The following is an 11,619-nucleotide window of genomic DNA, read 5'->3' on the forward strand; positions in this document are numbered from 1 at the left end:
TGGTAGACTTTTAGTGTAGCGAATCTTGGATAAATTTGGCGAAGATTCGACACAGAAAACAAAGAGAAGAAAAAAAGAGCCCTCTAATAGAGAGAGCTCTTTCAAAAAAAAAAAAAAAATAAACCCACCTTATTTTTATTTCGCTGATGGTTTGGCGGCCTGAAACGAAATAAAAACTCACGAAGCGGGTTTTGTACTTCTTTTAATTTGTTATGTTTATATTAACATACTTATTTTAAAAATGGAAGTCAAAACCTCTAGTTTCCTATTGTCTTTTTTAGTTATGTGGTGGGGAAAAACGGAGGTTTTTATTATGTCTGAAGAAGCCAACGAAAGAATTAGCATTACAGCTCGGATCCACGCTGATTTATGCCATCCAGAATTTCTCAATTCTCTATCAAGTGGTAAACAAATTGAATTTCTACTAAAGTGTGTAAGAGATTCTTATTATGGACGATTACATATCAACCCAACAATATGGGCTGAAGCACTTTCCTCCAGCTATGATACCATACGTAAATTTACCCACATTTTTATCAGCATGGGGGTACTTTCTCATGTGAAAAAACATGAATATGTTTTTCATTACTATCGTGATATTCGTAAAGATAGAAAACACTATGTTAAGTTGTATGACTTTTTATTAACGGACACCTTCAATCAATTAAATCTCCCTTCTAAAAGAGTAGCTCTTTATTTATTGTTTAGGTTATCCCAATTAAGCACCAAATCAGGAAAGCCTCAAGCTGTTCGTATCTCGATTAACAATTGGTATAGTCGAAAAGGGGATAAAGAGTTCCCTTTCTACAATTTAAACGAGGCAACAAGAGCTATCGAAGATGTTAGTCGATTTTTCAACCTTAACACTTCCCAACTAAAAGAGAAAAAACAGTTTATGGTTTATGGCTTGAAAAAAGAATATGATCGTGTAGCCGAAACAGATGGTAAACATCATTGGATGAAACAATTCTTAGAAGAACAAGATATCGTTTATTGTCATCCTTTCCACTTAAAAAATCTTATCGGTCTTTACGATAAAATTGTACATGAAATGGGTTGGGACCAGTCTTTAGATATCTGGACTAACGCTTTCTTCAAAGTGAATTTAGATAGTAAATTTGCTGCAAAGACAAATGAGTTTATCGGCAGACTTTCTATGGAACCTCAAAAAGAGGATAAAGGTGATCATTACAGTAAAGCAGTAGTTATTTTTAGAGATGCATTTCTAAAAGAAGCTATTGAAGAATATGGCCTCACTTTAGCGAACATCTTTGAGCAAGTAGATAAACGCAAAAATGATTTAGAGTGGGATTTATTTTCACCTGACTTCGTTTGCTCCGAAGAATATCAATGGCTAGATAAACAAACTGAGAAATTACACAATGAATGGCACAATAAAGTTATATCGTTCCAAAAAGTCGTTGATTTATTATATGTTTCAAAAGTGACTAAAAAGATCAGCACTACACCAGTAGATGAATTAGAACAATTCATTGAACGTTCCCTTTCGTTTATGAATAAACTAAAAAATAAAAAAGCTTTCGGATTTTTAAGCAAAACATATAATAATTTAATAGAACAAATCCAATTACGAATTGAACGTGCTCATACTCCTTATCCTTTCTATAACTGGTTAGAAGGCAAAGAACTAACTCCATAGGGGCTTGAAGATTTAAATTTTTAATACTACTACCAGCTGTGGCCTTGTTTTTAAAAAAATACAAGGCGACGGTTATTTGTCATGTTCTCATTTATTTTGGTTTGCTGTAAACGAGTGAGGGATGTTAATATTCAAGACTGAACAGATACAACAACTCCTCATGAAACCAATTCCACTTACAATTTTTGTGAATTACCTTATAAATAATACTGTGGATTTCTGTTTATCAACCCTTTATTTCTTGTAATCTATTAAATTTTATCTGCTCTCAATGTGTTAAAAAATTCATCGCACCAGTAGAAAGTTACAAAAAAAACTCTGTAACTACTAATAAATCAACATTTAAATCCTCTTATAGTTATTATCTTTTATAGAACTTTTTTATTGAAATATCTAATAGATAATATATATAGATTTAAACAAAATAAAATATATGCTTTTCTACTTCCTAATCTTTTCTTTACACTCTTAACAATGTAATTCTATTATGCTACAATATAAACATATTTAACCTTAATTTCTTTTATTCTATCTTTTGACATGCGTCGAAAGAATTTAATGAGCTAACCAGCACAAAAGCCGATCAATGGTATTAATCTATCCAAATTTATTTTTGGAGAAATGGATTGATATTTTTGATGGGCTTTTTTGTGTCCCAAAACACCAATTTACTTATTTTTTTAAAGGGAGTGATTATCATTGAGTAAAGGAAGAATTAGTCAAGAAACAATTGATGAGGTAAGAGCAGTATCAATTGTCGATGTAGCATCTAGGCTAGGCGACAATATGAAACGTGTCGGAACAACCTACCGTGTCCCTTGCCCTAATCCAAATCACTTCGAAAGGACTCCAGACACTTACATCAAACCTTCAAAGAATATCTTTAAGTGCTTCGGAGGTGGAGGCTGTGGAGCTAAAGGAGGCGATGCTTTGAGTTACTATGCTTGGCATGAATATGGAGCATGGGACCCCAAACAACATTTCCGAGATGCTGTTATCGGTGTCGCTGAGTTAATGGGGATCGCTATCGAGTATGAAGAAGGTTCTTACTCACCAAAAGGAAATACTTCTCAGAAACCAAAGAAGAAACCTCGAAAAGCAGCTCCTCCACGTTTTCAAGAGATTAAATCTCGAAGTGCAAATGATTGTGACCGAATCTATCGTAAATTTTTAGAGAAGTGTCCAATCTACGAGGAACATGCTAAAGAATGGTTAGGTCCAAAACGCCAATACACAAAAAAGCATGTATTAAATATTGGCTTAAGATCTGTCCCAAGTAATCTCGATGAGGTATTTAAAATCATTCGAACTTTATTAGATGATGGTGAATCACTCGATAGAGTACCAGGGTTCACTAGACGTCTTAAAAAGAACGGCGATCCATCAGAGGAATCTCACTGGTATTGGACTATTAATGTTTCAAAAGGATACTTTATACCAGTTAGAGATGAGAAGGGACGTATTGTACGCTTGCGTGTAGCGACAGGAGGCAAACCGAAGTATATTTGGTTCAGTTCTTCCCCAAACGTCTTTGAGAAGGACGGAGAGTGGGTTTTTGATGATCCTTTAATGGAAAAGGATAAAGAGAATAACTTATTCCGGATGCGACGAGGCGGAGCCCCATCGGGTGCACCACTTAACGTTGTTGTTCATAACGCTTTACTAGATTCATGGGAGTCTGGCACATCTATAACGGATATTTGTAAAATGGATACCGTTATTTGTACGGAAGGTGAACATAAAAGCAACATATCCGCTGAAAGAATCAAACTACCAGTTATAGGAGTACCAGGAGTCGGTAATTACAAAGATGTATTACCGCTCGTTAAGGGATGGGAAACTAAGAAACTTATTCTTGCTTATGATATGGATTCACTTAAAAGCGAGAGTAAAGTCGAAGGGAAAAATCAACAGGTATTTGACCATCTAGCTGAATTCGCTAAACAGCTGATGGGTTCAGGTATTGAGGTTAGTCTTTGGACATGGAATGCAGAGGACGGCATTGGTCTTGATGACTTGCTTCTTGGAAAAAAACTCCCTATTGAGATTGATCTAAGAACCAAAAAACAGAAACCTGTTAAAATCGCTTAAATTTTAATACTAAAAGAATGATCGATGTTTAAAAAGGCTAAGAGTTATTTTACATAATACTCTTAGTCTTTTATTCTTTTAATAGACATGCTATAATGATGGATATAATTACCTTAATTATTTTCTTATCCCGTTCTCCGACACGCGTTAGAGAATTATTGATGCTTAATGCACTGATTTTAGTGACCGATTCTATTCATTTAGAACATTCCCTTCATTTTTTATATGATGGGATTATTGGTGACTAAAATGAGTGCATTTTTGTGCTCAAAAACACTAAATACTTTATTTTTTAAGGAGAGATGCTACATGTTAAATCGCATTGTTTTGATCGGACGTCTTACTAAGGACCCTGAGTTACGTTACACACCGAATGGAGTTGCTGTTGCTACGTTTACACTTGCTGTGGATCGACCTTTCACTAATCAAAGTGGAGAACGTGAAGCCGACTTTATCAACATTGTAACTTGGAGGGGATTAGCTGAGAACTGTGCCAACTATCTTAAGAAAGGTAGACTTGCCGCTGCTGATGGTAGATTACAGATCCGTAATTATGAAAATAACGAAGGGAAACGAGTTTACGTTTCTGAAGTTGTTGCCGATAATGTACGTTTCTTAGAATCTGGTAATAGTGGCCAAAGCGGAAACAATGGAAATAATGGTGGTCAAGGAGGACAACGTAGAGGTCAACAAGGCGATCAACAAAGCAACCAACGGTTTAATGATGATCCGTTCGCTAAAGATGGACAGCCGATTGACATTTCAGATGATGATTTACCCTTCTGATTTCCAATAATTACCAAATGATGATTGCGTAAGCATCATAAGTGTGAGAGGAACCTCGTTTAAGGTTTCTCTCTTTTTTATTCTCAAATTTAGCAGGAGAGGGTGAAGAGCGATGGAAATTACCGTCAATTACTCAAATGGAATCGCAGAATATACGTGGAATAACAACGAAAAGATTATCGCAAAATTACAATTGGCTGATGGTAAGACGTTTCAGACAATTGAGGGAGAGAAATGGGGATTGCTTCCTAAAATCGTTGGTATTTCAGGCAATGATAACGAAGGGAAAAGTATTTTAATCAACTATATTCTAAAGCATGCGAAGAGTCCTGTTTTAGCTGAAGTAGGTAGAGTTGAACGAGCCTTTCTTTTGGATTATGGATTTTCAAATCTTAGTCCTTGTTGCTTGGTGTGGGAAACACTTCCCTTACCAAAGGAGGTATGTTAAATGACAACCGCTACTACTAAAACAAAGGATAAAGTGTATAGTTATAGTCGGTTAAATACTTTTGAAGGATGCCAGCGTCAGTTCTACCACAAGTATGTTGAAGGTAGACCTATTCCAGGTAATCTTCCAATGCAAGTCGGTAAAATCTTTCACTTAGCTATAGAAATGGTTATTAGTGAAGGATATTCACCGGAGGAGGCCGTTTTATACGCCTCATACGCCGAAGGAGGACTTCCTGAAGGGGAAAGGGACCAACAGATCATTAAAATGGTTAAGAAAGCCTACAGGCGTCTTAAACAGTTCCAAAACGAGCATACCGATATGATTTCTGAACTTCATCTCAAATTAGAAACAGAGGAAGGTTATATCCAAGGGTATCTTGATATCGTTCTTGATAATCCAATGATGGATGAACTTCTTATCATGGATTTTAAAACGAGCTGGCAGTCTTATGCAGCTGATACTAAACAGTTAGCATTATACGCTTATCTTTTTAGAGAAATGCGTAATGGGTTTATTCCTAACACGTTTAAAGGACGATTGATTTTCCCGCGTTTATCTGAAAAAGATGATAGTGAAGTTGTCTTTACGGATGAACTTTTAGACGAAGCTTATCTATGGTCTCAAGATATGATTAGGCAAATTGAGAATAAAGACGCTTCCAGTATTGATGAGTGGAAAATGACGAGTGATCGCGTGAAGTGTCAATACTGCTCATTCGCTTCCTTATGTAGCGGAGGGATGGTGGACAACTTGCCTAGTGACGGAACCCCTAAAGATGATGAAGAAGCTTCTCGCATTGGTGAGTACATCATCATGCAAGAGCAATCTATTAAAAATATGAAGGATGGCCTGAAGAAGTATGCTAAAGATAACAAAAAGGCTATTCCTGTTAATGGGGGATCATGGGAACACGTTAAAAGTGAACCTAATCCTAAAATTGATTTTTTAACTCTTCAAGAGTTCGCAAAGGAACATGACCTAGACATCGATGACTTAATCAAGTATGACAACAAGAAATTGAAGAAGTTAATTGATGGAGATGAATCTGGAAAACTTAAAAACAAAGTGGAATGGACCAAACCACGCTCCACATTTAAGTTTGTTGGTGGAAAAAAATAGCTCTTTGAGTAGGAAGTTATAAAAATTACTAATACTGTAAGGGAGGGAAAGTCGTGAGTTATCATGATGGAGAATATGGAAACAGTAGTAAAAAGTATCCAGAAAAAACACCTTCACACTTACAACCTTGTATTTGTAGAGAAGAATATGAGGATAAAGGGGAAATAGATCCAATATGTAGAAGGTGTAATCACTTCAAATAAATTTCACTATAAAAGGAGGAAAAACATAAAAATATTAGTTTAGCTAATTGGCATATATTTAGTGCTTAAAATCGATTAAAATTAGGCGTAGAGGACCTCAATGGCCTTCTGCGTCTTTTTACTTTTTATGAGAGGTGAAACAAGTGATTATTGCTATTTATCTTGTGTTAATAAATCTATTGGCATACAGTATCATGTGGCTAGATAAAAGAGCTGCTCGTTTAAATCAGTGGAGAACCCCTGAAAAAGTGATGTTTCAAATTGCTTTAATAGGTGGAGCTGTAGGTATTAGTATTGGTATGAAACATGTAAGACATAAAACTCAAAAAACAAACTTCAAAGTAGGGATACCTTTACTCATACTTATGAATATAATAACTATTATTGGTGGGCTTTTATTGTTTGATAAATATTTATAAGAAAAAAATCATTATAGTTTATATTGCTATTATAGGTAACATAAATTACAACTTAAAACATAGAACTTTTTATCTATGTTTTAAGAAGTTCTTTCGCCTGCTTCAGAAGGGTTTTAGCTGCATTTGGGTATAAATTTTCGTACAGAGTTATTGGCATGCTACAAAGACATTGTTCTTCTAATTCTTTTTGATCGTAACGAACAAAATTCCCTAATATAATTTTCCCTAACCCTCTTGTTTCCACAAAACGATAGAATTGGGGTTTATATTGAAAAGAGCCATTTTCAAAAAAATCCTTTTGACTCCACAATTTTTCAGGAATTGTTTTCAATTTTTTCTTGATAGGTTTGTTTGTGAAATATCTCGGTATCAGTGCCTCTACTGCTCGTTGCATCAACTTTGATACTTCATTAAAATTTTTATGTTCTTCCAGTTCCTTTATTAGTTCGCTCCATTCATATTTGGCGAAATCAGATATCAAAAAACACTTACTGGATTGGATGTACCAGGCATTTTCTTTCATATATCTATAAAAATCATCACGGTTGAATAAGACACGTTTATAAAAGAAGTCTCGTGTAGGATTATCTGAATCTAACTCCTTCACAGCCATTTCACCAACCCTAGAATTGACTCTAATGTGCCATATTTCGTTCATCATGTTTTCAGCAACCCAGTTATAACTACATCTTAGATAATTAGATATTTCATCTATCGTAAGATTATATCCACTATGCTCTATCAATTCGATGTAATGACCAAGAATGAAATCTCTGGTTTTCCCTTTCCCTTCGACTTTAAGTAATTTTGGTTCATTGTATCCAACTTCTCTATTTATTTTCATTCGTTTTCGTTTATAATCTACCACACAAACAACTCCTTTTTATGTTACTTCTATAGGTAATATAATTTATCCTGCTTTTAATATACAAATAGAAAAAACTAAAAGAACAAGTCTATTTGAACAACACTTAACTCAAAACACCTTTACATCTAAACAGGAAAAAGATAGAATGAAAATATAATATTTTTTAATTTAATCATCCGATCTCCGTCACGCGATAGAGATACTTAATTTATGAAATGCACTCAAATCGAGTTGATCAATATTACCTTTTTTATAGGGTAAAAATGTCCTTTTTTAGGGATTATTGATTGCTGGATTTGGCTGCATTTTTTTAATGCCCAAAACACCAAATTACTCATTTTAAAGGAGAGATGTATTGTGAGTTTACGTGAAAGTACAAGGACTTTTGTTTCTGTTGCCCCTGCCGCAACCATCGATGTGTTCATGGACAAATATGAACCGAATGTAAATGCTTTAGCGTTCACTAACGATGGAATAGGGTCAATATTTGCTGTACTAACTTCACCAAACGAACGTATTAAAATTACAGTTGAATTACACGGAGATGTAAGGCTGTATGATGAGAATGAAGATGAGGAATATCGTGATGAAGTTCCTTATCACATCCTTCAATTACTAAAAGAAGGAAAGAATCTCGCTGAACATAATATTCAAGTTTTGAACAACAATTGGTTCGAATTTGGACTTGTGAGAAAACACGAAAAAGGCCATTATTACGGTGAAGAAATTTATGGTCCAGATGGTGTTTTTTTTGATTTAGGAAGTTCACCAGAGCAATTAGCTCAACAACTGCTTGAAGTATATCAAGAACTTCTTAATGAAAATGCTGCTTAAAGGAGAGATGAAAATGATTTATGTTTTTCATATTGTTGATGAAGGTATTATTCAAAGAGTAATTAGTCGGGAAAACTTAGAAGAGCTTAGTAAAGAAGCTAAAAAGGCGATCACCAATTACAGTGATGGGTGGAATCAACCTGCTACCACAATCAGTGAAGGGAACAGAAGTAAAACTGTTGTCTACACAGAAGATGGATATGCAACTGTATTTAAAGTAGATCCTTCAGGTAAATCGGATGAAGATAAAATTTGGTCTTATCCGTTTGATGGAGAATCATTGCTAGAAGAAGCTATTTCTGAGTTACAGAGATTAGAGTAGCAATTGAATCATGTGATTTAGTAAAAAGACCGCTTTGAGAGTTTTTCTCTTTGCGGTTTTTTACTTTTTTTGAGAGGTGGTATTTTTATGGACCAATTTGATGTAAAAGCCATTAAGAAAGAAAGAGAGTTCTTCAAAAAAATCAAAGCGGATTCTTACTTCTTAACCGGTAAAGGTAAAAAGAACTTCATTGAAAAAGTCACGCCTACAGCCATTTTTGTACGAACAAAAAAGAGTAAGGTTGCTTTTAAAATTACTCGTAAGCGATTAAGAGAAGCAATTAAGCTTATGTTCTACAAAAGAACAGCTACAAGAAAAGAACTGGAGGGGTACTGCAAGTACAACTCAGCTCTAATGGGTTTATTAAGACTTATTTTTATCTCGATTGCTAAATTCAAGACGACCGTCAAAGGACTATTGCGACTGATATTACGAGGGAATCGACATTTCCTTAGTGGAGTAGCAAGAGCACCGGGCGACATGGAATTAGCAACCGACCATAATCACCATTTTTTCTTGATGTCCTATTTTCATATAAGGGATGACACCAATGAGAATTGGTTGTATCACGCACGAAGATTGAATGCCAAAATCCTTATAGATAGCGGAGCTTATAGCGTTTATGCTGCTCAACTAAAAGGAGAAAAAGTTGAACCGATTTCGGTAGAGGATTATGCAGCATTTATTCTTAAGCACCAAAAACGTAGCGTTTATTTCGGATGTTTGAATTTAGATGTTATCGGTGATAACAAACAGACTAGAAAGAACGCTCAGTATCTTAGAGAACGTGGTGTTAAGGGCTTAATTGAAGTTTGGCATCCACAGTCAGACGATTGGGCTGAACTTTGGAGAATGGTTCACAAAGAGGATCATCCAGTCATCGCTATTGGTGGTACTGCTTTTCTAAATGAAAAGAAAAAAGTAGAGCTATTTGATGAATTATATACACGATTTCCTAATCAACCATTTCACATTTTAGGTGGAGCTTCACAGACGTTATATCAATATGAGTGGTTCAGCTCAGATTCAACGTCATGGTTGAACGCACGAAAATACCGAACGTTAATTACACCACATGGCCATGTTGAGGCTCCAGAAGATTGGAGTACCAAAGAGTGTTTAGTGTTTAATGTGGAGCAGCTGAACAAGTTGGAAGATAACTATGACGGAAATCATCAAATTGATTTACTGATACCTCCAAAACTAAAGAATTTACAGTTAGCCTTATTTTAAGGGGGAATTAGGATGGAAGTAATCAGAGATATAGCAAATAACTTGATGGGATATGCAGACATACCGACGATCATCGTTGGTTTAATCGTCCTTTATTTCATCTGGAGAGTGTATCGGAAAATAGCTTATTATCTTTTTATCTTATTTACTGTAGCCAACCTGATTCGTTGGTCAGCTATTTTCTTTTAAATAAGTAAATTGATGAATAGGTAGTAAAAATCATATTTCATGGAGGTGGATAGCCTCTGACTTGAGTAATCTTTACTTTTACTAAGGGTCAGAGGCATATCCTCTCCCTTTGCTCATGTCAGAGCATTGCGATGAATAAAAAATATGAATTTAATCTCGAAAAAAATAAATTTCATAAGACATTTTGTTTATTTCTTGGACTCGTTTTTGCTGTTTGGTTAAGCATATATTTTGTACTTCCTGTTATGTCTGCTGAACAACCAGTATACCTTTTGCTTTTTGTTCTTATGAATGTACTTGTGCGCTACCCGCATGAAGGACTTCATTATTTAGCAGGTAAGATGTTAGGGATCCGTTGTGATTTAACATTCAATAAAATTAATCCTTTTTGCAAACCAGAAAGAGATTTGAATAGTTTTGAATTGTTCTTTATTACAGTTGCCCCTTTCATTATACTGAGTTTAGTATTTGGTATGGGCGCATTAATACCTGGACCTGAACTTATGCAAAAGTTAATGGTTACTATGCTTGTAGGTCATACACTTGCTTGTTATGCAGATTTTGCTTATCTATTTACAGCTATTCGTTTCAAAGAAAATACATTTAAGTGTCATGGTGTAGATTTAGAAGTTTATTAAAATTCGGAGGGATATAAAAATGAAAACAACTAATTATTTTCGGAATTTAACTGAAGAGGAACTTATGAATATACGCGGAGGTATAGAAGTTAAGGAAGCGGAACTCAAAGAAGAGAAAGTGGAATTAAATTCCTCACCCCAAGTAAGAATTGATACGTCCGATTTTAAAGCGGAGTAATATAATAAAAAATAAATCCCCTTGAAACTAATTAAAGGTTTTGAGGGGATTTTCCTTGACTAAAAAAGCCTATCGTTTTTCTATATCATTACCGTTGGCTTGAACCCCATTTAATAAAAATTAAACTTAAAGAAAAAGGACTTCAATTAGCAGGGAGAAGCCGCTAACAGAAGCCCAATTTCTCATTTAGACCGTATCGATATAGGCCCAAAAACACCAAATACTTTTAAAAGGAGAGATTCCCAAAGGAAGAGGAATCTCCCTATGTATTTATTATAATAAACGGGTTGGATAGATACGTCAACTTTATAAACAATTTTATTACTAATAATAATCGGTTAAGCCCTGTTCATCACATTGAAGCGAGTTCACGCAACCTCTTTAATTGCTCATCGCTAAACTCACCAGTTGCAATAAAATCCCCATTTTCATCTTCAAGACTCAAAACAGGTTTACCATCATAATTAAATATACCGATTGTTAGACCGTTGGTTAGTTTAACCTCTATTTCTCTCATAGGATCAATCCTCCCTTATATTTATAGAATAGCCCTTGCATTGTATCTAGTGTAATTTAATTATAAAAGAAATGCCAAGAAAATATTAAACCATAAAATCCCCCTTCCTCT

16 protein-coding genes are annotated in these 11,619 nt (G+C 34.9%); 14 read left to right on the forward strand and 2 right to left on the reverse strand.

Annotated elements, in window-relative coordinates:
* Positions 1-313 precede the first annotated feature (313 nt).
* The 8 genes from J2S74_RS14155 to J2S74_RS14190 all read left to right on the forward strand — a co-directional run bounded on the left by J2S74_RS14155 (position 314) and on the right by J2S74_RS14190 (position 6,729).
* Positions 314-1,660 carry a hypothetical protein gene (locus tag J2S74_RS14155; protein ID WP_307326461.1) on the forward strand — a complete coding sequence of 449 codons (1,347 nt, stop codon included), beginning with the start codon at positions 314-316 and terminating at the stop codon, positions 1,658-1,660.
* A 699-nt stretch (positions 1,661-2,359) separates the two neighbouring features.
* Entirely contained in the window at positions 2,360-3,751 is a 1,392-nt protein-coding gene (locus tag J2S74_RS14160) for a CHC2 zinc finger domain-containing protein (protein WP_307326463.1), read from the forward strand.
* Between the two features lie 95 nt (positions 3,752-3,846).
* Positions 3,847-3,999, forward strand: coding sequence for a hypothetical protein (locus J2S74_RS14165; RefSeq protein ID WP_307326465.1), 153 nt, complete (start codon positions 3,847-3,849; stop codon positions 3,997-3,999).
* A gap of 61 nt (positions 4,000-4,060) precedes the next feature.
* Positions 4,061-4,537 carry a single-stranded DNA-binding protein gene (ssb, locus tag J2S74_RS14170; RefSeq protein ID WP_307326467.1) on the forward strand — a complete coding sequence of 159 codons (477 nt, stop codon included), beginning with the start codon at positions 4,061-4,063 and terminating at the stop codon, positions 4,535-4,537.
* Positions 4,538-4,649: 112 nt separating this feature from the next.
* A complete protein-coding gene (locus J2S74_RS14175) occupies positions 4,650-4,985 on the forward strand; it encodes a hypothetical protein (RefSeq protein ID WP_307326469.1) in 336 nt (111 codons plus the stop codon).
* Positions 4,986-6,107, forward strand: coding sequence for a PD-(D/E)XK nuclease family protein (locus J2S74_RS14180; protein ID WP_307326471.1), 1,122 nt, complete (start codon positions 4,986-4,988; stop codon positions 6,105-6,107).
* Positions 6,108-6,160: 53 nt separating this feature from the next.
* A complete protein-coding gene (locus tag J2S74_RS14185; RefSeq protein WP_307326472.1) occupies positions 6,161-6,310 on the forward strand; it encodes a hypothetical protein in 150 nt (49 codons plus the stop codon).
* Positions 6,311-6,453: 143 nt separating this feature from the next.
* The gene (locus J2S74_RS14190) at positions 6,454-6,729 is read left to right on the forward strand and encodes a DUF1294 domain-containing protein (RefSeq protein ID WP_370876014.1); all 276 of its coding nucleotides are present in this window, start codon (positions 6,454-6,456) and stop codon (positions 6,727-6,729) included.
* A gap of 73 nt (positions 6,730-6,802) precedes the next feature.
* On the opposite strand, the gene J2S74_RS14195 is transcribed toward J2S74_RS14190, so the two are convergent.
* Positions 6,803-7,573, reverse strand: a complete 771-nt coding sequence (locus J2S74_RS14195; RefSeq protein WP_307326474.1) for a hypothetical protein — start codon at positions 7,571-7,573, stop codon at positions 6,803-6,805.
* Positions 7,574-7,954: 381 nt separating this feature from the next.
* On the opposite strand from J2S74_RS14195, the gene J2S74_RS14200 reads away from it, so the two are divergent.
* From J2S74_RS14200 to J2S74_RS14225, 6 genes are all read left to right on the forward strand, one after another.
* The gene (locus J2S74_RS14200; protein WP_307326476.1) at positions 7,955-8,431 is read left to right on the forward strand and encodes a hypothetical protein; all 477 of its coding nucleotides are present in this window, start codon (positions 7,955-7,957) and stop codon (positions 8,429-8,431) included.
* A gap of 13 nt (positions 8,432-8,444) precedes the next feature.
* Positions 8,445-8,753, forward strand: a complete 309-nt coding sequence (locus J2S74_RS14205) for a hypothetical protein (protein ID WP_307326478.1) — start codon at positions 8,445-8,447, stop codon at positions 8,751-8,753.
* 87 nt (positions 8,754-8,840) lie between these two features.
* Positions 8,841-9,986 (forward strand): hypothetical protein, encoded by a 1,146-nt coding sequence (locus J2S74_RS14210; protein WP_307326480.1) that lies wholly within the window; start codon positions 8,841-8,843, stop codon positions 9,984-9,986.
* Between the two features lie 12 nt (positions 9,987-9,998).
* Positions 9,999-10,175, forward strand: a complete 177-nt coding sequence (locus J2S74_RS14215; protein ID WP_307326482.1) for a hypothetical protein — start codon at positions 9,999-10,001, stop codon at positions 10,173-10,175.
* Between the two features lie 131 nt (positions 10,176-10,306).
* The gene (locus J2S74_RS14220) at positions 10,307-10,813 is read left to right on the forward strand and encodes a metalloprotease family protein (RefSeq protein ID WP_307326484.1); all 507 of its coding nucleotides are present in this window, start codon (positions 10,307-10,309) and stop codon (positions 10,811-10,813) included.
* 19 nt (positions 10,814-10,832) lie between these two features.
* Positions 10,833-10,991: a hypothetical protein gene (locus J2S74_RS14225; RefSeq protein WP_307326485.1), complete on the forward strand. Its 159-nt coding sequence runs from the start codon at positions 10,833-10,835 to the stop codon at positions 10,989-10,991.
* A 352-nt stretch (positions 10,992-11,343) separates the two neighbouring features.
* On the opposite strand, the gene J2S74_RS14230 is transcribed toward J2S74_RS14225, so the two are convergent.
* The gene (locus J2S74_RS14230) at positions 11,344-11,508 is read right to left on the reverse strand and encodes a hypothetical protein (protein WP_307326487.1); all 165 of its coding nucleotides are present in this window, start codon (positions 11,506-11,508) and stop codon (positions 11,344-11,346) included.
* Positions 11,509-11,619: the final 111 nt, after the last annotated feature.

Origin of the sequence: Evansella vedderi (assembly GCF_030813435.1) — a bacterium.
GTDB classification, from domain to species: Bacteria; Bacillota; Bacilli; order Bacillales; family Salisediminibacteriaceae; genus Evansella; species Evansella vedderi.

Bases quoted from the DNA above. Each gene is read 5' to 3' on its own strand.
- J2S74_RS14225 (WP_307326485.1), top strand. From the start codon at position 10,833: ATGAAAACAACTAATTATTTTCGGAATTTAACTGAAGAGGAACTTATG.
- J2S74_RS14210 (WP_307326480.1), top strand. From the start codon at position 8,841: ATGGACCAATTTGATGTAAAAGCCATTAAGAAAGAAAGAGAGTTCTTC.
- J2S74_RS14215 (WP_307326482.1), top strand. From the start codon at position 9,999: ATGGAAGTAATCAGAGATATAGCAAATAACTTGATGGGATATGCAGAC.
- J2S74_RS14155 (WP_307326461.1), top strand. From the start codon at position 314: ATGTCTGAAGAAGCCAACGAAAGAATTAGCATTACAGCTCGGATCCAC.
- J2S74_RS14175 (WP_307326469.1), top strand. From the start codon at position 4,650: ATGGAAATTACCGTCAATTACTCAAATGGAATCGCAGAATATACGTGG.
- J2S74_RS14205 (WP_307326478.1), top strand. From the start codon at position 8,445: ATGATTTATGTTTTTCATATTGTTGATGAAGGTATTATTCAAAGAGTA.
- J2S74_RS14195 (WP_307326474.1), bottom strand. From the start codon at position 7,573: ATGAAAATAAATAGAGAAGTTGGATACAATGAACCAAAATTACTTAAA.
- J2S74_RS14165 (WP_307326465.1), top strand. From the start codon at position 3,847: ATGATGGATATAATTACCTTAATTATTTTCTTATCCCGTTCTCCGACA.
- J2S74_RS14230 (WP_307326487.1), bottom strand. From the start codon at position 11,508: ATGAGAGAAATAGAGGTTAAACTAACCAACGGTCTAACAATCGGTATA.
- J2S74_RS14180 (WP_307326471.1), top strand. From the start codon at position 4,986: ATGACAACCGCTACTACTAAAACAAAGGATAAAGTGTATAGTTATAGT.
- J2S74_RS14220 (WP_307326484.1), top strand. From the start codon at position 10,307: ATGAATAAAAAATATGAATTTAATCTCGAAAAAAATAAATTTCATAAG.
- ssb (WP_307326467.1), top strand. From the start codon at position 4,061: ATGTTAAATCGCATTGTTTTGATCGGACGTCTTACTAAGGACCCTGAG.